Genomic DNA, 20,606 nt, shown 5'->3' with positions numbered 1-20,606 from the left:
AATAGGTTACAAGCGCCGGTAGGATAGCCGTAACGTTTTGTTATTGAACAGAAAAATCTTCTTTGCTTTCTAGTTTTCGATTTAATAGCGGGTAAATCAGCACGGCAACCAAAATGACGAGCGTTCCGGCGTAAAAACCGGCCGTCATTCGTTCGCGCTCCCCGAAAATCAGCCAGGCCAGCATAATGCCATACACCGGTTCCAGATTGACCGTCAGGTTCACGGCGAAGGCCGAAAACTTCCGCATCAGCCAGACTGAAGCCGAATAGGCATATACCGTACAGACAAATGCCAGAATCGAAATCCAGAGCCAGTCGGCCGGCTGGGGAGCCAGCGATGCCAGTTTCTCCCAACCCAGGGCCAAATATAACCCCAGAATCAGCAGCGAACCACCACAAGCACCCGACATTTCATAAAAGGTAATCGTCAGGGGAGAATAGCGTCGGGTAAACTGGCTATTGATAATGGTGAAAACCGACGCCAGCATCGCCGAAAAAACCGCCATCAGCAGCCCCAGTGCCCGGTCGATTTCAAACCGGAAAATCAGGTACAGACCCGCCATAATCACAACGCCTAACACCACCTCAACCAGCCGCAGCCGACGCCGGAAAAAAAGCGGTTCCAGCAAACTGGTCCAGAGCGAGGTGGTGGCCATCCCGGCCAGACAAACCGACGCATTGGCCACCCGGGCAGCCCCGAAAAACAGCGTCCAGTGCAGGGCAATGACCAGGCCGGTACCCAGCAGTTTCCACCGGTCGGACGGTGCCACGCCGAGCTTTTTTTTCTGACTATACAGCACCAGCCACAAACCCATCGCGGCCAGCAGCGTCCGGTAGAAAACAAGCGAGAGGGCCGAAACCGAAATCAGCAACCCCAGAATGGCGGTAAACCCCCAGATCAGAACCAGGAAATGCAGGTGCAGGTAGTCAGCAGTGGTTGGACGATTCATAGATCTCCACGGGCTCAGATCCGTGTTATAGAGCGTACTAGAAAGTGGTTAATCAGGAAAACAAAACACGGATATGCGTCCGTCGGTACGTTAGCGCGGAATGGTATGGTACAAAATCAGTCCGATGCCCGTAAAAACGATGTTCGGTAGCCAGACCGCCACAATGGGATTCAGATTCCCGGATTCGGCGATTCCTTTCGCCAGCATGAAAAACAACAGGTAGACAAACGCCAGCACAAAGCCCAGTGCCACCTGCCAGCCTACCCCGCGCCGGCTTTTGCGGGCCGACATGATGACGCCAATCGCGGTCAGGATCAGAATGGCAAACGGACGCGTCTGCCGCGAATATTTTTCCAGCAGGTAGGTTTCGACGCCATCGGCCCCCCGACTGCTGAGCAGGTTGATGTAATTGTCGAGTTCGGGAAACGTAAAGGTTTCGTACAGGCTGAAGTCGCTGTCAAAATCGGATGGATACAGGTTGAGTAATGTATCCACTTTCTCCCCCTTCGTCAACGTCTCCTGCAAACCATCGATTGTCCGGATATTGTAATCATACACCGTCCACTTCTTCTTCGCCGGGCTCCACTCGATCCGGTCGCCCGACAGTTTCTGCTTCAGCAGGTTTCCCTGCACTTCTTCCAGCGTAAACTTGTATCCGGTATTGCTCTGGTTATTGTAACTTTCCAAGTAGGCATACACATGGGGCGCCACCTTGATGTGAATGTTCCGGCCCGAATACGTATAGGGGTCTTTTGTGTATTTCAGCTCAAAGGCAATCCGGGTCTGGTTGGCTTTCGGCACCACCCAGCCGACCAGAAAATACGTCGCCACGCTCAGAATCAGCGCTCCGACGGCGTACGGCACCATCAGCCGGATAAAACTTATTCCGCTGCTCAGGATGGCAATAATTTCCGATTTGGCCGCCAGTCGGGAGGTCATAAAAACCGTTGCGATGAACACCATCAGCGGACTGATGTAATTGGCCCAGTACGGAATGAAATTGAGGTAATAATCAAAAATGATTTTGTCGGCGGGGGCCTTGTGTTTGTAGAAATCGTCCACCTTTTCGGTATAGTCGACCACGCAGACCACCAGTACAATGACCAGGACCACAAACAGATACGTCAGCAAAAACCGCTTAAGGATGTACCAATCGAGTAGTTTCATGAAGGATTTTCGAGCCCGCCCGGCACCGTTTTAATTGACCAATAAATTTCGGGCCACCTCATTACTGACAAACAACGTTTTTTCGTGGTTAATCTGTACAGAAACCGACTTGTCAAAGGCATTAATGTCCTGCACCCGCACCCGGCACCCCAGGTTCAGCCCGGTTTTATCCAGATGCTGGAGAAACTCCGGGGAGTGTTCCAGCACGCCCATCACCTGCACTTCGGTCCCCACCATTACCTCCGACAGTTTGGAATATTCAACCGCTGGCATATCACCCGCCGGACTGGGAATCGGGTCACCGTGGGGGTCAAATTGGGGATATCCCAGAAAAGCATCCAGCTTTTCCACCAGTTCTTCCGACCGAATATGTTCCAGTTCTTCGGCCATTTCGTGAACCTCGTCCCAGCCAAAACCGAGTTTTTCGGCTAGAAACACCTCCCAGATCCGGTGCCGCCGAATCACTTTCAGAGCCAGTCGTTCGCCTTCTTCCGTTAGCCGGACGCCCTGGTACTTTTTATAGTGAATCAGGTGTTTATCCGCCAGTTTCCGCAGCATATCCGATACCGAAGCGGCCTTCGTGGCCGTCATTTCGGCCAGCGAATTCGTCGACACCTCGCCCTCCTGCCGGGTCGCCAGGTAATAAATCGTCTTCAGATAATTTTCTTCCGTGAATGAATGCATAGGCGTAGGCCAGATTTTCAACCCGTCCAGTCTTTACATTTTCAGGTTGAGGCAACAAAAAACGAACCACGGGTCCGCTGGTTATTTTCCGTACACAAATTTAGTTTTTTATTACCGTTCAAAAAATTTTTAGACATATCTAAATTTTTATTTAGAAACATTTGATACATTTGTTTCGTTAACTGATAAAGAAAGTAAACAGGTACCTAATGCAATGGTCAAACGTCCTGAAAACACACCCGTAATGGCGCAGGGATGGAAGTCGGAAAATGTGTCAAAGTCATTGCCTGAAGTTCACGCCAGCATTCCGGTTCCGGAGACAGGCTCTTTTTATAAACGCTTGCTGGCCTTTGCCGGGCCGGGATTGATGGTAGCCGTTGGCTACATGGACCCCGGCAACTGGGCCACCGATATTGCCGGCGGATCGCGATACGGTTATACATTGTTATCGGTCATTCTGATTTCCAGCCTGTTTGCCATGCTGTTGCAGCACCTTTCGCTCAAATTGGGCATTGCAACGGGCCGCGATCTGGCGCAGGCCTGCCGCGATCATTTCAGTCGTCCGGTAGCCATTGCCCTGTGGGTGCTGTGCGAAATTGCCATTGCCGCCTGTGATCTGGCGGAGGTAATCGGGTCGGCGCTGGCCCTGAATCTGCTGTTTGGCATCCCGCTGACCGTCGGGGTTTGTATTACGGCGCTGGACGTCTTACTGCTGCTCTACCTGCAACACAAGGGTTTTCGCTGGCTCGAAAGCATCGTAGCCGCGCTGATTTTTGTCATTTTGCTCTGTTTTGCCTACGAACTTGTGCTGGCCCGGCCCGACATATCGGCCCTGCTGGGCGGATTGGTTCCCCAGAAAGAAGTGGTAACCAATCCGGGGATGCTCTACATTGCCATCGGGATTCTGGGTGCCACGGTCATGCCCCATAATCTGTACCTGCACTCCAGCATCGTTCAGACCCGGAATTTCTCCCGGACCGACAGCGGTCGCCGGAATGCCATCCGGTTTGCCACCATCGATTCCACGGTTTCGCTCTTCATGGCGTTTTTCATCAATGCCGCTATTCTGATTTTGTCGGCGGCCGCTTTCCACAACTCCGGTCATCATCAGGTGGCCGATATTACCGATGCCCACCGGCTGCTCGATCCGCTCCTGGGCGCAACACTGGCCAGTATCCTGTTTGCCGTTGCGCTGCTGGCGTCCGGTCAGAACTCGACCTTAACCGGAACCCTGGCCGGTCAGATTGTGATGGAAGGTTTTCTGAATATCCGGCTAAAACCGTGGCTCCGCCGGTTGATCACCCGGCTGATTGCCATCGTCCCGGCCCTGATCGTTACCATTCTCTACGGCGAACACGGCACCTCGGAACTGCTGGTATTCAGCCAGGTTATCCTCTCCATCCAGCTTAGTTTTGCGGTCGTCCCGCTGGTGATGTTTACCAGCGATAAATTCAAGATGGGAGCCTTTGTCAATCCCCGCTGGCTAACGGTTCTCAGTTGGCTCGTTGCCGGCCTGATTATCGTTCTGAACGTGGTTTTGCTGATCGGAACAATCTGAATTCTTAGATAATAACAGGATTTAAGAGAATAAAATACAGAAAGAAACCGCAAGAAAGGGCATAGCAAACGTGGGCGTTTCCTTTTTCCGTTTAAGCTGCTCCTTTGTCCTTTTTTTAACGTTATCTTTACCGGGATTTCACCGGCTGTACCAAGCTTTACGAGTACGGCGTATATTCTCTATGGAAGATAAAAAACACCTGGATAAGGTGACCGCAGCGGGTCTGCTGGTTGCTCTGGGTATTATCTACGGCGACATCGGCACTTCGCCCCTGTACGTTCTCCGGGGTGTTGTGGGCCCCGATCAGCCGATTCAGGAAAATATTGTCAGGGGAGCTCTTTCCTGCATTTTCTGGACCATCACGCTCCAAACCACCATCAAATACGTCATCTTGATTTTGCGGGCCGACAACCGGGGTGAAGGGGGCACTTTTGCCTTGTATGCACTGGTCCGGCGGCACGCCCGGTGGCTGACCATTCCGGCCATCATCGGGGGGAGTGCGCTGCTGGCCGACAGCATTATTACGCCCCCGATTTCCGTTTCGTCCGCCATTGAAGGGCTCCGGATTCTCTACCCCGACATTCCGACCGTTCCGATCGTTATTGGCATTCTGGCCTTCCTGTTCCTGATCCAGACCTTCGGAACCAGTGTTGTTGGAACGGCTTTTGGCCCGATCATGCTGCTCTGGTTCACCATGCTGGGCACCCTCGGTATGTTAAGCATTGTGAACGACCCTTCTGTTCTTCAGGCCGTTAACCCGTATTACGTTTATCATTTCCTGAACGATTACCCCGGTGCCTTCTGGTTGTTAGGGGCGGTTTTTCTGTCTACCACCGGTGCGGAAGCCCTGTATGCAGACATGGGGCATACCGGCCGTGGTAACATCCGGGTGAGCTGGGCATTTGTCAAAGCCTGTTTGCTGCTGAACTATTTTGGTCAGGGGGCGTATATCGAAAGTCTCATTGGCCAGCCGCTCGGTGAACGGAATCCTTTTTACAGTTTAATGCCCGAATGGTTTCTTTTCGCCGGCATTGTGATTGCTACCATGGCGACCGTTATTGCCAGCCAGGCCATGATCACCGGAGCATTCACGCTCATCAGCGAAGCCATCCGGCTTAATTTCTGGCCCAAAGTCCGGCTGCGGTATCCGACCAATAAGAAAGGTCAACTCTACGTTCCGAGCATCAACTGGCTGCTTTTTGTGGGTTGTATTGGGGTCGTTTTATACTTCCAGGAGTCTTCACGGATGGAAGCGGCTTACGGTTTGGCCATTACCCTGACCATGCTGATGAGTACCATTCTGTTCAGCTATTACATGTATTCCCACAAGTTCAACGCCTGGTTCGTGCTGCTGTTTCTAGTCTTTTATCTCAGCATTGAAATGAGCTTCCTGGTGGCGAACCTCGCCAAGTTCACGCATGGCGGCTGGGTATCGGTGCTCATCGCCGGAATCATGGCCGGAATCATGATTATCTGGCTGAGTGCCAACAAGATCAAGCTGCGTTTGACGGAATATGTCAAGATCGATCAATACATCCAGCCGTTCAAGGAACTCAGCCGCGACATCAGCATTCCGAAATACGCGACACACCTGGTCTTCATGAGCAATGCCGCCCGGGCGGCCGAAATCGAATCGAAAATCATTTATTCCATCTTCCAGAAACGGCCGAAACGAGCCGATATTTACTGGTTTATCCACGTCGATACGACGGACGATCCGTATACGATGGAATACAAAGTGAACACCATTGCGCCCGACGATGTCTATAAAGTCACGTTCCGGCTCGGCTTCCGGATCGAACAACGGATCAACCTCTTCTTCCGCCGGGTGATCGAAGACATGGTGAAAAACAAGGAAGTGGACATCACGAGCCGCTACGAATCGCTCAACCGGCAGAACGTAATCGGCGATTTCCGGTTTGTGGTGCTCGAGAAATTCCTTTCCTTTGAAAACGATTTGCCCTTCCGGGAACGGATTGTGATGGATGTTTACTTCTTCGTCAAGAACTTTACGACGCCCGAAGACCGCTGGTTCGGCCTCGACAGCAGCGCCGTGAAGATCGAAAAAGTGCCACTGGTCATCCGCCCGGTCGGAAATGTCAAACTCAAACGAATCGATACGTAATGCTCACGGGTTGTCCGTTTGCGGTTTTCGGGATCACTCCCAAACCGGCTGATGCATAACCGATTAACTTCCATTCTAAATGAAACTATTGATCACCGGCGGAGCCGGTTTTGTGGGGTCTTCGCTGGCTCTGTCGCTGAAAGCCAACTATCCACAGTACGAAATTTTTGTTCTCGACAACCTGAAGCGGAAAGGCTCGGAGCTAAACGTGGCCCGGCTCACACAGGCCGGTATTCAGTTCGTCCACGGCGATATTCGGAACAAGGAAGATTTCGATCCGATTCCGCCCGTTGACACCCTGATCGAAGCCTCCGCCGAGCCTTCGGTGCTGGCCGGTTTGACCGGAACACCCGATTACCTCATCAACACCAACCTGTTCGGTACGGTCAATTGCCTGAATTTCGCGCTGAAATCCAAAGCGAACGTCATTTTTCTGTCGACGAGCCGGGTGTACCCGATCAAAACCATCGAAACCCTCAACTTCGAGGAAAGCGATACCCGGTTTGTGCTAACCGACAACCAGCCGGTGCCGGGCGTTTCGTCGAAAGGAATTGCCGAGAATTTCCCGCTCGACGGAGCGCGGTCGCTGTACGGTACGACCAAACTGGCGTCGGAACTGATCATTCAGGAATACCAGGAATTTTTTGGCCTGAAAACCGTCATCAACCGCTGTGGAGTGATCACGGGGCCGTGGCAGATGGGCAAAGTCGATCAGGGCGTCATGGTCCTCTGGATTGCCAAGCACTATTTTGAACAGCAACTGGCTTACATTGGCTACGGCGGAACGGGCAAGCAAACCCGCGATATGCTGCACATTGCCGACCTGTACCGCCTGATCGACTGGGAATTACACAACATCGATCAGGTAAACGGCGAAATTCTGAACGCGGGCGGGGGCATTGAAAGCAGCGCGTCACTGCAGGAACTGACCAAAATCTGTCAGGAAGTAACCGGCAAAACCATCCCGATCAAAAGCGTGACCGAAAACCGGGCCGCCGACATCCGGCTGTACATCACCGACAATTCGAAGGTAACGAAACTGACCGGCTGGAAACCGGAATTGGGCATCAAAGAAATTGTAACCGATATTACGAAGTGGCTCGACGAAAACCGGGCCGCGCTCGAACCCATTCTGAAGTAACAACGAAAAAGGCGGATCACTCATCCGCCTTTTTCGCCTTCCGGCGATACAGATAATACCCCAGGAACAGCAGCAGGCTGACTGCTGTCATCCAGATAAAACCGGTTTTCAGCCGCTGCGTATTTTCGCCAAAATAGCCAATGGCTATCGCCAGCGGGGCCGCCCCCAAAACCGTCGCGCCGATAAATTTCGGAAAACCGATCCGTGATAGACCGCCGATGAGGCTGATCGCATCGCCCGAGATAAACGGTGACGCTCGCGCAAAAAACACTGCCCAGAAACCGTATTCGCTGACCCAACCTGCTACTTTTTTTTCCGTTTTATCACCCAGCAGTTTCCGCACGGCCGCGTCGCCCACAGCCTTGCCAACCCCATAGCCCACACTGGCCGCAATTGCCGTTGCGACCAGCGACAAGACCGTTCCCCAAACCGGACCGTAGGCCAGTACGGAAACAATCATCAACCCCCAGGAGGGAATGATCACCAGAAAAATCTGCGCAATCATGGCCGCGATCAGCAGCAACGGGCCTACCCAGCCAAACCGGGCCACCCAGCGGGTAATCCGTGGTTCATCGTCGCTCGACAGAACGTCGATGGCTTCCCGCAGAAACGACCGGAACTCGGGCGCCACGGCATAGGCTACGCCCATCGACGCCAGTAATACCCCGCTAGCAATGAGTGGAGCGTGTTGCCACCGGGACGGTTTTGGAGAATGTGAATCGGATGAAGACATACTTTTCGCACGGGCTTTAGGTACCTAACCGAAATCGGCCGGTTTGCGGTTCAGGAGAACCGCAAACCGGCAGCCGTAAAACACAGAAAACCGCCCCTAGGGGGCGGTTTTCTGGAACGGAAGTGCGATTACAATCAAGCGATGGTTACCTCAATTTCCTCACCCTGTTTGTTGTAGAACTTGAATTCGTTGATCCCGAACGAACTGTCTTTGGTCAGCGTAACCCAGGTTTTATGTTTCCAGAACCATTGCATTTGTTTTGACCACCAGCCCGCGGTATAATACGCGTAGAGGTAGGGGTGCATCATGATCTGCACACCCCGCTCGTTCTGGCGGGTCAGAATATAGTCTAAGTTCTGCTCGATGGCGTCGGTAATCAGGATACTGGCCTGAATCGTTCCGGTGCCGCCACAAGTAGGGCAAACTTCTTTGGTAACAATGTTGATTTCCGGACGTACCCGTTGCCGCGTAATCTGCATCAGACCAAATTTCGTCAGCGGCAAAATGGTAAACTTGGAGCGGTCGGTTTTCATTTCCTCGCGCATCACGTCGAAAATCATTTTTTTGTTGTCGGGTTTCTTCATGTCGATAAAATCGACGACAATGATTCCACCCATATCGCGCAGCCGGAGCTGGCGGGCAATTTCTTTCGCAGCCTCCTTGTTCACGCTGACAGCGGTCGCTTCCTGATCTTCTTCGGAGTTCGACTTGTTACCACTGTTGACGTCGATGACGTGGAGAGCCTCCGTGTGCTCAATGATCAGATACCCCCCGCCGGGCAGGCTCACCGACCGACCGAATAGGGATTTAATCTGTTTTTCCAGCCCGAACTGTTCGAAAACCTTCGTCTTGTTGTTGTTGTAGAACTTGACGATCTTTTCTTTTTCGGGGGCAATCGTGTGGATGTACGTTTTAATTTCATCATACATCTCCCGCGTATCGACGGTAATGCTATCGAACGATTCGTTCAGCATGTCGCGGAGGATGGATGAAGCCCGGTTCATCTCGCCAATGATACGGTCGCGGGGTTTGGCGTCGCGCAGGAGCGCAATCCCTTTTTCCCACTTTTCGAGGGAATTGGTCAGGTCGCGGTCGAGTTCTTCAACGTCTTTTCCCTGCGCCACCGTGCGGACGATCACCCCAAAATTTTGCGGTTTGATCGACGACATCAGGCGCATCAGGCGCGTCCGCTCGGTTTTATCCGTAATTTTTTTGGACATATTGACCGTATTGGCAAAGGGCACCAATACCAGATACCGCCCCGCGATGGAGATATCGCAGGATAAACGCGGCCCTTTGGTCGAGATGGGTTCTTTGACAACCTGCACCAGAATGGGTGCATTCTTACTCAATACCTTGTCGATTTTCCCGAGTTTGTCGATCTCGGGTTCGAGCTTGAAGTTATTCAGCTTCCCGGTATTGGCCCGTTTGGCGATGACATCTTTCGTGAATTTGTTAAGCGAATTAATGTTGGAGCCCAGGTCCAAATAATGCAGAAATGCATCTTTTTCGTAACCAATGTCGACAAATGCCGCATTGAGGCCCGTCACTAATTTTTTAACTGTCCCTAAGTAAATATCGCCGACGGTAAAGCTGCTGTCCGACTCTTCAACGTGATATTCCAGCAGTCTTTTGTCTTGCAAAAGTGCTATCCGATCACCTTTCTGAGTCGAACTAATTACTAATTCATTACTCACAAGATGAATGTGCGGTTAAGAGGCCTGAAAATAAAGAAAAAGGCCGGGCAATCGGTTCGCTGGCATTCAGGGCTAACCCCTGTTGCACAAGCGAATAAGTCTTCCGATTGGCCAGCCTGTCCGGTAAAACTCCACCCGCAGGTGGCCTACCTTATTTTTTCTTATGGCGATTCTTTCTCAGGCGCTTTTTCCGCTTGTGGGTAGCAATTTTGTGGCGTTTTCTCTTCTTTCCGCAAGGCATAATGGTAAATATGTTTAAATGGTTTAAAATGGCTGAATGGATTGATGGTTAAAAGGATCCGAGGGTTGACGAGACGGTTGAGGGGTTAAGGAGTATTTTATTCACTTAACCAGCCAACTGTTTTTAATCATCACCTTCCTTTAAACCAGTATCCCATTCGGGTTACAAATTCTGTTCCAGTTCTTTGATAGCCGCCTGAATGGTCGGGTCTTTCTCCTTCGTTTTCACTTTGGCCAGCAATTGCCGGGCTTCCTCTTTACGACCCATCTCCCCCAGACTGATGGCCAGGTAAAACTGTGCTTTCGTGTTGTCCGGATGGTTCTTCAAAATAGCCTGGAATCGCTCGACAGCCCGGTTATATTGGCCCGATCGCATCGACAACAGCCCCATGTTGAACAGCGCCAGTTCGTTGGTCGGATCTTCCTTCAGCACATCCCGCAGCAACAGAATCCCCTGCATCGGCGTTTCGGTCGACACGTAGGTCATCGCCATGTTCGCCTTGGCCGCCAGCAGGTTCGGATTACGATCGAGGGCTTTCTGGTAGAACTCCCGGGTTTTCGTTCCTAAAACGGTCAGCTTCTGATTGTCGGCCGCAAAACCGTACGCTTCGTAGTACAAATCTCCGGCGCGCAGGATGTTGATCTCGGTCGGTGCCAGTTCGGCCAGTTGCCCGGCAATATGCGCGGCACTATCGTACCGGCTGACTTTTCGATACGCCTGAATCAGTTCAGCCCCGACAACCGGTTTTTGCTTGGCGTCAACCGATTGAAAACGATTCTTCAATTGGCTGAGTTCCTGCTGCTGCTTGGGTGAAAGGCTAACCGTATGAACGTCAGTCCGATCGGTCCGTAATACGGCGGTATCCCGAACGGCGGTACTGGCATCCGTCGTCTGTTCGTTGGTCAGTTTCCGGTCCTCGTTCCGAACCACCACTTTCGGCAGGCTGTATAAGCCAACCGTTAAGAGGATACCGACCCCGATGACAAGAAAAATTGATTTGTTCATGTTAACAGACATGAGAAATTAGACAAGAGATACGAGATTCCTGCCCTTGTCTAATCTCTCATCTCTTTGATCTGATTACGATTAAGCCGAAACGTTTTCGCTCCGTTTAACCTGAGTTTTTACTTGCTCAACAAACACCTTGGCCGGCTTGAAGCTGGGGATAAAATGCTCGTCGATAACCATCGCCGTGTTCTTGGAGATGTTCCGGGCCACTTTACGGGCTCTCTTTTTGTTGATAAAACTGCCGAACCCTCTCACGTAGATGTTCTCATTCTTCGCCAGGTTATTCTTAATTACAGTGAAGAATGTCTCAATGGTGTGTTGAACATCTGCCTTGTCGATTCCTGTCTTCTCGGCAATTTCTGCGATTACGTCTGCTTTCGTCACGTTCGTACTAAACTTTAAGGTTCAATCAGTTGTTGAAAAAAAAGCCTCTCTAAATTGGGAGCACAAAGGTAGATTTTTCCTGCTAGAGAAAAAACACTATTCCCGGTTTTTTCTTCTCAACAACACCAAGTTACGATTAGTTTTGGATTGGTTTTCAGACTCCGACGACATAAAAACCGGTTTTGCCCGTACCCTTTCCGGATGGTATGAGCACCACAAACGGGATTTGCCCTGGCGGCACACCCGCGATCCGTATTTCATCTGGTTATCAGAGGTTATTCTGCAGCAAACGCGGGTTGTACAGGGCCGTCCCTACTACGAACGCTTCGTGGCCGCTTACCCGACCGTGCAGTCGATGGCCGACGCCGACGAGCGCGATTTGCTGCGGCTCTGGCAGGGCCTGGGCTACTATTCCCGCGCCCGCAACATGCACCGCACCGCCCACTACGTCGCCAACGAACTGAAAGGGCAATTTCCAAACACGTATGAGGCTCTGTTGAAACTGCCGGGTATTGGAACCTACACGGCAGCGGCTATTGCTTCCTTTGCGTTTAACGAAAAAGTGGCCGTGCTCGACGGAAACGTATACCGCGTGCTGGCCCGGGTGTTTGGTATCGAAGACGACATCATCACCGGTCCGGCCAAAAAGACGTTTTCCCGACTGGCCACTGAGTTGATTCAACAGACGGACGATCCGGCGACGTACAACCAGGCCATCATGGAATTCGGGGCCATTCAGTGCACTCCGGTCTCACCCGACTGCCTGATCTGCCCATTCCAGCCGGTTTGCGATGCCTACCAGACCGGGCGGCAGCGGTTTTTGCCGGTAAAAAGTAAGAAAACCGCCGTCCGCGACCGGTATTTTAACTACCTTGTGATCCGGCAGGGAAACCGCCTTGCGCTGAAAGAACGGACGCAGAAAGACATCTGGCAACACCTGTACGATTTCTGCCTGGTCGAAACCGAAGAACCCCTGGAAGCCTTCCGCGAATTGCCGGAAGGAGACGTCCTAAACTGGGTCTTGCAGGAAGGCATTCTGAAGGGATTATCGGCCGAACGGACGCACGTTTTGTCACACCAGCGCATCCGGGCCCGGTTCTGGCGCATCGACCTTCCGGAGGACCGAACCGTGCCCTTACCGGCTGGCTTATTTTTTTATGAACCGGCTGATTTAGAACAGTTACCGAAGCCAATTTTAGTAGTTGACTATTTGAAAAGTCTTCATTTTTAGCTATTTTTACTTGCTTTAGTACTTATCAATTCACTATTTTATTTACCATTTTATGGCAAGCATGAACAAAGTGATTCTGATTGGCAATGTTGGTAACGATCCCGAAGTTCGCTATCTCGATGGTGGGTCGGTAGTTGCCAAATTTAGCGTTGCCACCAACGAACGCTACACCACCCGCACCGGAGAACAAGTTGATCAAACGGAATGGTTTCGGGTCGAAGTCTGGAACGAACAGGCCAAAACCATTGAAAAATATGTCCGTAAAGGGCAACAGATTTATGTCGAAGGTCGCTTGAGAACCGAAACCTATACCGATCGCGAAGGCAAGGAGCGGTTTTCACTGACGGTTCGGGCCACGACGTTCCAGTTCCTCGGTGGTCGTCAGGACGGTGGGGATTCGGGCGAATCCTACGCCGAAACCGCTCCGGCACCCCGGCAACAGGCCGCACCGAGTCCGCGCGCCGAAGCCCCGGCCCGTCCGGCGGCTCCTCAACCGGCTCCCGCACGGCAGGCTCCGGCGGCCCGCAAACCGGAACCCGTTCCCGACGATATGAGTACCGGTGGCGACGACGATTTGCCGTTCTAAGCCAACGCATTGTCCACCTAGCAACACGTACATGGATAGCGATCCGCTTTCGGGTAAGGAGCTTCAGGCTGATGTCTGGAGCTCCTACCTTGGTTTTTATGGCCCCTATGCCGCCATTCTGCTGGTTCTTCTGGCGTTGGCGGCCATCGTTTCGGCTTCCGAGGCCGCGTTTTTTTCCCTATCTTCCGACGACCGCGCTTTTTGCCGCAGCAGCGACAATGCCGCCGAGCGCCGGATCCTGAACCTGCTCGACCGACCGCGCCGGCTTCTGGCCTCTCTCCTGATTTTCAATAACTTACTCAATATCGCCATTGTCGTTATTGTGACGTACCTGGTCTGGAAGCTGAGTCAGCTCGACCCGACTTCCGGTTGGGTACTGGCCAGTGTAACCGTGATTGTTACCCTGATGATTGTCCTGTTCGGCGAAATCATCCCGAAAGTCTACGCCAGCCAGAACAGCCTGTCGGTAGCCCGACGCACGGCCCCCCTGGTTGCGCTGGCTTCGGCGCTGTTCCGGCCCTTATCGGTTTTGTTGGTAAGCCTGACCAGTGTGATCGACCAGCGTATCCAGCGACGCGGCTACAAGGTTTCGATGGAAGAACTCAACCAGGCCGTTGAACTCACCAGCCGCGAATCGACGCACGAAGAACGCGAGTTGATCAAGGGAATCGTTAATTTCAGCAATCTGACCGCCCGGCAGGCCATGCGGGCGCGGGTCGATATCACGGCTTTTCGGTACGATCTGAGTTTTACGGATCTACTAACGGAAATCAATCAGTCGGGCTATTCAAGAATGCCGGTTTACAAGGAATCCCTGGACGAAATCGAGGGCATTCTGTATCTGAAGGATTTATTACCTCACCTCGATAATGACGCATCGTTTCCCTGGCAGACGCTGATTCGACCGGTTTTTTTCATCCCGGAAACCAAAAAAATTGACGATTTGCTCCAGGACTTTCAGAAACGGCGGGTTCATATGGCCATTGTGGTCGACGAATACGGCGGAACACGCGGCCTGATTACGCTGGAAGATATCATTGAAGAAATTTTTGGCGATATTAACGATGAATTCGACGAGGAGGAGTCTATCCCCTACCAACGCGTTGACGAACAGACCATTATTGTTGAAGGAAAGCTCCTGCTAACCGATGTCTGCCGCGTCTTAAACGTCGATATCACCTATTTTGACGAGGTGAAAGGCGAAAGTGAATCGCTGGGCGGTTTGCTGCTGGAATTATTCACGCGGGTTCCCGAAACCGGTCAGGAGGTAAGTTACGGCGATTTTACCTTTAAAGTGCTTTCTGCGGATAATAAGCGAATTCAGCACGTTGAGATTGTGAAAAATCAACAACTAGTTAATCAGCAAGCCTAACCCGTTGACGCCGGCATGCAGACCCCACCACCACCGCCTGATCTTTTTACGCTGCAATGCTACGTTGGCCCCGACGCCGGGAAAACCATTGCGTTAACTCCTTATCTGCGCCTGTTACTGGGCAGTGGCACCCAGAGCACTTACCGCCTGGCCGATCCGTATGTGGCCGACCAGCACCTGAACCTGTTTTTCGATGGCGGTCGGGTTCAATTTCATACCGTTGACAATCAATACATTCGACTCAACGGTGCGCCGGCCATGGCGGGCGAGATGGCACCGGGAATCGATACGCTCCAGATTGGCACTTCGCTCTGGCGGTTATTGAAATCAGATCAACCGGCAGCCTCGTCGACCGATCACCAGTTTGGCGAGCCGTTTCAGCGGTTTTCCAGTTTCGCCGGGATCGACCAACTGGATAAGGATTTCAGCCTGAAAGCCATTTTCTCCCGAATCGGTGAAAAACGAACGGATGAAGACATCGAGAAAGCGTTTACCGTCGGTACCAGCGACACGACCCCACCCCTTGGCGCCGTAGCGGCCTCCTGGCCACAGCCCTGGCTGTTCGCACGGATAGCGAGTGCCGCCCTGCTGGTTTTCTGGGGATTATACCTCGGCGTCGCGCAGTTTAGTAACATCATCGTTATTCCCGGTTTGCTCTTTGTGGGTGCGTTTGCCGTGCCGTTTGCGTGTCTGATTTTTTTCTGGGAAATGAACGCCCCCCAGAATGTCTCGCTGTACCAGACCGTCAAGCTGTTGTTCACCGGCGGTATTCTATCCATCCTGATTTCGCTCCTGTTTTTCAGTAACGTCGGCTTTCTATCGAGCTGGCTGGGGGCCTCGAGCGCCGGTATTGTCGAAGAATCCGGGAAACTGCTGACCGTGCTGGCCCTGATGCGCAACAAGCGAAAATACCCCTGGATTCTGAACGGATTGCTGTTCGGCGCGGCCGTTGGCACCGGTTTTGCCGCGTTTGAATCGGCAGGGTACGCCTTTGTTGCTCTCCTGGAATACGGCTCGGTGGAAGTGGCCCTGGCGAACATCGTGGCACGGGGTATCATGGCCCCGTTTGCGCACATCATCTGGACAGCCACCACCGCGGCCGCGGTCTGGCGATTAAAAGGCTTCGGTAACTTCCGGTGGGAGTTGCTGCGCCAGAAATCGTTTCTCCGGATATTCTTTCTCGTTGTGGTCATGCACATGCTCTGGAATGCGGGTTTCGACCTGCCCCTGCTGCCTTCCATTTTTGGCATCCAGTTCAAGCATATTTTGCTGGGGTTACTCGGCTGGGTCATGGTCCTGAGCCTGATTCAGGAAGGGTTGAAACAGATCAAGAAAGCCCAGCGGGAAGGCGAAACCACGCTTATTCGGCCGTAATACCCGGTTTATGCCTTTTTCATAAACGCCCCATTCGCAATTGACTATTCGCAGACCCGATTGTAATTATCAAATAACCAGCACGTTGGGATAGGTGATGATTTACTAAATCACTACTTTAGTAACACAACCTAAACGTATTTATGCAATGAAAAGGCAACTGCTGCTATGCCTGCTGACCGGTTTTTCGCTGGCATCTTTCGGCCAGAAAGACAAACCGGATTTAACCGTTGTCAAAAAAATCCGGGAAGAGGGCCTGAACCGCTCCAAAGTCATGGAAACCGCTTTTTACCTGACGGATGTGAACGGCCCACGCCTGCAGGGACCCGGTTTTATGAAAGCCGCCAACTGGTCGAAAAATAAGTTAACGGAATGGGGGCTGCAAAACGCCAGGCTGGAACCCTGGGGCGAATGGGGCAAAGGCTGGGAAATTGAACGCAGTTACATCGCTATGACGGCCCCGTATTACAAAACCCTCATCGCCGTGCCCCGCGCCTGGAGTGGCGGAACCGATAAACTGCAACAGGCCGAAATCCTGTACATCGATGAATCAGATACGACGGCGCTGGAAGGCTACCGCGACAAGCTCAAAAATAAAGTCATTCTGATTCACCAGCCGTTTGCCATCAGCCCATCGTTCAATCCGGACGCCCGGCGGTTTACGGCGGAAGACCTCGCCAAAATGGAAAAGGATGATTCCGCCCCCCGCGACTCCTCCTACCGCAGCCTGATCCAGGCCATGCGGACCCGCAACGCCTTCAACCAGAAAATGCGCAAACTGGCGAAGCAGGGCGGGGCGCTGGCAATTCTGAATACCAGCCAGTTGAGCAAAGACGGAACGCTGTTTGTCAGTGGCGATTTTGCGAATGCCGCCAGTGGAACAGCCCATGACGACCTGGCCGACCTGACAATTTCGGTGGAAGACTACCTGAGTCTGAGCCGGTTGGCAAAAGCGGGCGTACCGGTTAAGCTGGAGCTGGACGTCAAAACCCGGTTTTTTACAACCGACACGAAAGGTTACAACGTCATTGCCGAAATCCCCGGTTCTGATCCCAAACTGAAAGAGGAAGTAGTGATGTTGGGCGCTCACCTCGACTCCTGGCACGCGGCTACCGGTGCCACGGACAATGCGGCTGGCTGCTCAGTGATGATGGAAGCTGTCCGGATTCTGAAAACCCTGGGCCTGAAACCGCGTCGAACTATCCGGATTGCGCTTTGGAGCGGTGAAGAACAGGGCTTACACGGTTCTAAAAATTACGTTGCGAAGCATTTTATCGACCCCAATACCAGGAAATTCACGAAAGAAGGCGAGCAACTGGCCGCTTATTTCAATGTTGATAACGGAACCGGGAAAATCCGCGGTATTTACTTGCAGAATAACACGGCCGCCGGGCCAATTTTCGCCCAATGGCTCGAACCGTTTCATGATCTGGGCGCAACCACCATTGCCCCGAAAAGCAGCGGAGGGACCGATCACGTGTCGTTCGACCGGGTGGGGCTGGCCGGTTTTGGCTTTATTCAGGACGGTATCGAGTACAGCACCCGCACGCACCACACGAACATGGATACTTACGATCACCTGATTGCCGATGATCTGAAACAGGCATCGACCATCGTGGCTTCGTTCGTGTACAATGCCGCCATGCGCGATCAGAAAATTCCGCTGAAGAAGGAAACCGCCGAATCCGGCCGGTAGCGGTTTTCCAAACAGACTCTTTCGGGTTGTAGCCCTGGTTACAACCCGATCATAATGCTCTCTACGCACAAAATCACGAAGGCAGCCGCCGAAACGATCAGCCCCCATTCCTTGATCCGGGTCATGAGTTGTTTGCTTTCTAGCTGGCCCTGAAAAGCCGCAACTATGTGTTCGGCAATGTCGGCGGTGGCAAACAAACTCGCAATTTGGAGCAAATGCCAGGCGTAGTCAAAACCGTCGACACATTGCAGCCAGACGAAAGGTTGAAGAAAGAAATAGATGAGTAAAATCCATTCTTTCATTCCAAACTGAGTAATCCGAAGTTGCACGCGACCCGCAAGATTGGTAAAAAGCTGTCTGAACATAACCGAGTTATACGATGGGCAACCCAAATTTAGCAAACATCGTGCTAATTCTCCAGTCTTCGATCACAAAAAAATCCAAATTTCTGCAATTTACCCCTATTGACTTTGATAACGATTATCGGCACTCCGCGCACATCTCACCGCCTGACCGGTTTTCAGTTCCTGCCGGGCTGGTGCATCATTAGGGTTTCAATAATTTCCGTAATCCGGGCCGCTGGCATCTTTTCGGTCAGGTAATAATGCGGGCCGTTCGGGTCGTCCTGCCAGCTGTTGGTTCCGCCATTGAGAACAAACCGCCCCTGCTTCAGGCCGTAATATGGTTCGCCCCCCCGAATCGCCACCAAAACCGCCGTCTGATCCCAGCTCATCCGACCGTCGGCATCCTGTTTCGATTTCGGCATACAGAGGGCAAAAACATCCTTGACCGGGCTTTTCAGGCTCGGGTTTGCCACCAGTCGCGGCCCGGTTTTAATTACCTTCCCAATTTCAAACCCGCTGAAAATGACCGGCGTCGGCCAGTTTGTGAAGGCTTTTTCGGACGCAACGGAATCCTTGTAAACATTGAACTCCCGTCCTTTCGGGAAAGCACCCGCCATCGCCACCAGTTCTCTGACTTTCTGCTTCACCAGCGATTTTCCATCCAGTGGCGAATATTGATCCGGTTTTGAGGTCAGTAAATCGGCCATATTGGTCAGAAAACCAACGGTTACAATGGTGACGCTGCGATCGGGCTCTTTGGCCAGCAGTTGCCGGTAAGTCGTTATGGCATCCGGCGCGTCGTTGCTCGACCGAATTTTATGCGGGTAGTTAGCGACCAGCATTTCGGGCCATTTCTGCCAGGCACCGTCTACCACGCCCGGGCCTTTGGGAATCCCCGTTGGCAGATTAGGGCGACCGAAATAGGTGTTCAGGACATCAATCGTGGGCACCACCAGTTCGTGTTTGTTGGAGGCAATAACCGCCAGCGGTCGGGCTTCGCCTTTGTCAGCCAGGGCGTGCAGAACCGCCATAGCCCCTACATCGTCATAATCGGGGCCAATGTCGGTGTCTAAAATAATGGAAACAGGCGCTTTCGGACGGTTTTGAGCAACAGCAACGCCGGTACAGGCCAGTAGGAAAAGGGTCAGGAAGGATTTCATCGGAATAGGGAATTTGCGGGCAAAGTTCCGAAATTACACCCACAACCCCTCCCCTCGCACAAATTTTCTGCGCATCGATTCGGCTTCGGCCAGCGAGGTTTTCGTCATTCCGGCTTTTTGCCACAGCCGGAGCTGCTGGCGTTCCGGCGATGACAAATGGCCGTCAATCAGGATCGTAAACATAAAAAGCCGTTCCAGGCCCTGGCGAACCGCAGCAGAAGCATCCAGTAGTTGCTCCGATCCGGAAGCCAGGTCGGCGACTGGCATTTTATCCGGCTCGATCAGAAACCTGTTCGTCAGGGCTTCGAGGAGTAACAAATGGGGATACGTAGCCGGTTTTCCGGAAACACCGGCCAGCGATAAAACCGTTGCCACCCGATGCCGAAAGGCGGGATCCCGGCCGAACTCTTCGACCAGTTCGTTGGTAAATTGCCGGATCGTCAGCGGAACCATCACCCGAATCTGGGCCTGTTGCAGAATCTGGTGGGTTGCCCACCCCATCCAGACTGCCACCACCAGCGTACTCGTCAGCACCATGACGAAATTTGAAACCGGTTTTTCACCCCACAGGTGCAGCAACAGTTGCAGGAGGCTGTTACTTCCGAAAGCCAGCAGCAAAATCGTCATCAGATAACTGCCCAGCGTCCAGGGAAGCAGCGGACGGGGACGTAGCCGCAGGCGAAAGATAGGCCGTTGCGGGCTATTTTCCGCCAGTTGCTGCACATGGCGCGGATAAGCACTATCGTGGTAACGGGGAAACTGGCAGGTGATTTCGACCAGTCGGATGGCTCCCGTATGGACCAGAATCAGGGCATGCCAAAGTACGTAAAGGACCAGCAGGGCAAATAAAATACTAATCAGGGGCCAGTCGCCCATCGCGGTATGGGTTTCGACAAACCAGTCGGTCCAGAGCACGTGCGGCAGGTAAAAGGCCCAGATGCCAAGCACTCCCAACGCGGACGTTACCAGCATGATGCCCCCCTTGATCCGGTAAATAGTCTGCCGTTCGTTGGTATTCAACACAAACGGTTCATCTGACGGGTGGTCGGTGTGCATGGCACGGGCCAGATAACGAAGTGTAGTCCGGCCAGCGGAGGCCTGGTCAAAATCGCCAGTGGAGTCGGTGGAGTCGGACATGCATGAAAACAGCTTACCC

Annotated in this window: 18 protein-coding genes; 8 read left to right on the top strand and 10 right to left on the bottom strand. The window is 52.6% G+C overall.

Annotated elements, in window-relative coordinates:
* Positions 1-40: 40 nt before the first annotated feature.
* The 3 genes from ACFPMF_RS13795 to ACFPMF_RS13785 all read right to left on the bottom strand — a co-directional run bounded on the left by ACFPMF_RS13795 (position 41) and on the right by ACFPMF_RS13785 (position 2,800).
* Positions 41-949: a DMT family transporter gene (locus ACFPMF_RS13795; protein WP_379845842.1), complete on the bottom strand. Its 909-nt coding sequence runs from the start codon at positions 947-949 to the stop codon at positions 41-43.
* Positions 950-1,039: 90 nt separating this feature from the next.
* Complete coding sequence (locus ACFPMF_RS13790; protein WP_379845839.1) at positions 1,040-2,116, bottom strand: LptF/LptG family permease; 1,077 nt, start codon at positions 2,114-2,116, stop codon at positions 1,040-1,042.
* Between the two features lie 30 nt (positions 2,117-2,146).
* Positions 2,147-2,800, bottom strand: a complete 654-nt coding sequence (locus ACFPMF_RS13785) for a metal-dependent transcriptional regulator (RefSeq protein WP_379845836.1) — start codon at positions 2,798-2,800, stop codon at positions 2,147-2,149.
* Positions 2,801-3,044: 244 nt separating this feature from the next.
* On the opposite strand from ACFPMF_RS13785, the gene ACFPMF_RS13780 reads away from it, so the two are divergent.
* From ACFPMF_RS13780 to ACFPMF_RS13770, 3 genes are all read left to right on the top strand, one after another.
* Positions 3,045-4,358, top strand: coding sequence for an Nramp family divalent metal transporter (locus tag ACFPMF_RS13780; RefSeq protein ID WP_379845897.1), 1,314 nt, complete (start codon positions 3,045-3,047; stop codon positions 4,356-4,358).
* A 181-nt stretch (positions 4,359-4,539) separates the two neighbouring features.
* The gene (locus tag ACFPMF_RS13775) at positions 4,540-6,483 is read left to right on the top strand and encodes a KUP/HAK/KT family potassium transporter (RefSeq protein ID WP_379845834.1); all 1,944 of its coding nucleotides are present in this window, start codon (positions 4,540-4,542) and stop codon (positions 6,481-6,483) included.
* Between the two features lie 79 nt (positions 6,484-6,562).
* Positions 6,563-7,624, top strand: coding sequence for an NAD-dependent epimerase/dehydratase family protein (locus tag ACFPMF_RS13770; RefSeq protein WP_379845831.1), 1,062 nt, complete (start codon positions 6,563-6,565; stop codon positions 7,622-7,624).
* 16 nt (positions 7,625-7,640) lie between these two features.
* Here the strand turns inward: ACFPMF_RS13770 and ACFPMF_RS13765 are convergent, their stop codons facing one another.
* From ACFPMF_RS13765 to ACFPMF_RS13750, 4 genes are all read right to left on the bottom strand, one after another.
* On the bottom strand, positions 7,641-8,357 hold the full coding sequence (locus ACFPMF_RS13765; RefSeq protein ID WP_379845828.1) for a TVP38/TMEM64 family protein: 717 nt from the start codon (positions 8,355-8,357) through the stop codon (positions 7,641-7,643).
* Positions 8,358-8,491: 134 nt separating this feature from the next.
* On the bottom strand, positions 8,492-10,054 hold the full coding sequence (locus tag ACFPMF_RS13760; protein WP_379845825.1) for an Rne/Rng family ribonuclease: 1,563 nt from the start codon (positions 10,052-10,054) through the stop codon (positions 8,492-8,494).
* 403 nt (positions 10,055-10,457) lie between these two features.
* Entirely contained in the window at positions 10,458-11,300 is an 843-nt protein-coding gene (locus ACFPMF_RS13755; protein WP_379845823.1) for a tetratricopeptide repeat protein, read from the bottom strand.
* An 81-nt stretch (positions 11,301-11,381) separates the two neighbouring features.
* A complete protein-coding gene (locus tag ACFPMF_RS13750) occupies positions 11,382-11,687 on the bottom strand; it encodes an HU family DNA-binding protein (protein WP_379845820.1) in 306 nt (101 codons plus the stop codon).
* 142 nt (positions 11,688-11,829) lie between these two features.
* Here ACFPMF_RS13750 and mutY point away from each other — a divergent pair, with 142 nt between their 5' ends.
* The 5 genes from mutY (at position 11,830) to ACFPMF_RS13725 (ending at position 17,946) form a co-directional block, all read left to right on the top strand.
* Positions 11,830-12,918, top strand: coding sequence for an A/G-specific adenine glycosylase (gene mutY, locus ACFPMF_RS13745; protein ID WP_379845817.1), 1,089 nt, complete (start codon positions 11,830-11,832; stop codon positions 12,916-12,918).
* Between the two features lie 52 nt (positions 12,919-12,970).
* Positions 12,971-13,504, top strand: a complete 534-nt coding sequence (locus ACFPMF_RS13740; protein ID WP_379845814.1) for a single-stranded DNA-binding protein — start codon at positions 12,971-12,973, stop codon at positions 13,502-13,504.
* A 31-nt stretch (positions 13,505-13,535) separates the two neighbouring features.
* Positions 13,536-14,876 (top strand): gliding motility-associated protein GldE, encoded by a 1,341-nt coding sequence (gene gldE, locus ACFPMF_RS13735; protein WP_379845811.1) that lies wholly within the window; start codon positions 13,536-13,538, stop codon positions 14,874-14,876.
* A gap of 15 nt (positions 14,877-14,891) precedes the next feature.
* Positions 14,892-16,250 carry a PrsW family glutamic-type intramembrane protease gene (locus tag ACFPMF_RS13730; RefSeq protein WP_379845809.1) on the top strand — a complete coding sequence of 453 codons (1,359 nt, stop codon included), beginning with the start codon at positions 14,892-14,894 and terminating at the stop codon, positions 16,248-16,250.
* A gap of 148 nt (positions 16,251-16,398) precedes the next feature.
* Complete coding sequence (locus ACFPMF_RS13725; RefSeq protein ID WP_379845807.1) at positions 16,399-17,946, top strand: M20/M25/M40 family metallo-hydrolase; 1,548 nt, start codon at positions 16,399-16,401, stop codon at positions 17,944-17,946.
* 38 nt (positions 17,947-17,984) lie between these two features.
* Here the strand turns inward: ACFPMF_RS13725 and ACFPMF_RS13720 are convergent, their stop codons facing one another.
* The 3 genes from ACFPMF_RS13720 to ACFPMF_RS13710 form a co-directional block, all read right to left on the bottom strand.
* Positions 17,985-18,311 (bottom strand): hypothetical protein, encoded by a 327-nt coding sequence (locus ACFPMF_RS13720; RefSeq protein ID WP_379845804.1) that lies wholly within the window; start codon positions 18,309-18,311, stop codon positions 17,985-17,987.
* A gap of 155 nt (positions 18,312-18,466) precedes the next feature.
* Complete coding sequence (locus ACFPMF_RS13715) at positions 18,467-19,450, bottom strand: nucleoside hydrolase (RefSeq protein ID WP_379845801.1); 984 nt, start codon at positions 19,448-19,450, stop codon at positions 18,467-18,469.
* Positions 19,451-19,483: 33 nt separating this feature from the next.
* On the bottom strand, positions 19,484-20,587 hold the full coding sequence (locus ACFPMF_RS13710; protein ID WP_379845799.1) for an LBF_2804 family protein: 1,104 nt from the start codon (positions 20,585-20,587) through the stop codon (positions 19,484-19,486).
* Positions 20,588-20,606 lie beyond the last annotated feature (19 nt).

This window comes from Larkinella bovis (genome assembly GCF_042655385.1).
Taxonomy (GTDB): Bacteria; Bacteroidota; Bacteroidia; order Cytophagales; family Spirosomataceae; genus Larkinella; species Larkinella bovis.
This window is presented reverse-complemented; position numbering and strand designations above follow the sequence as displayed.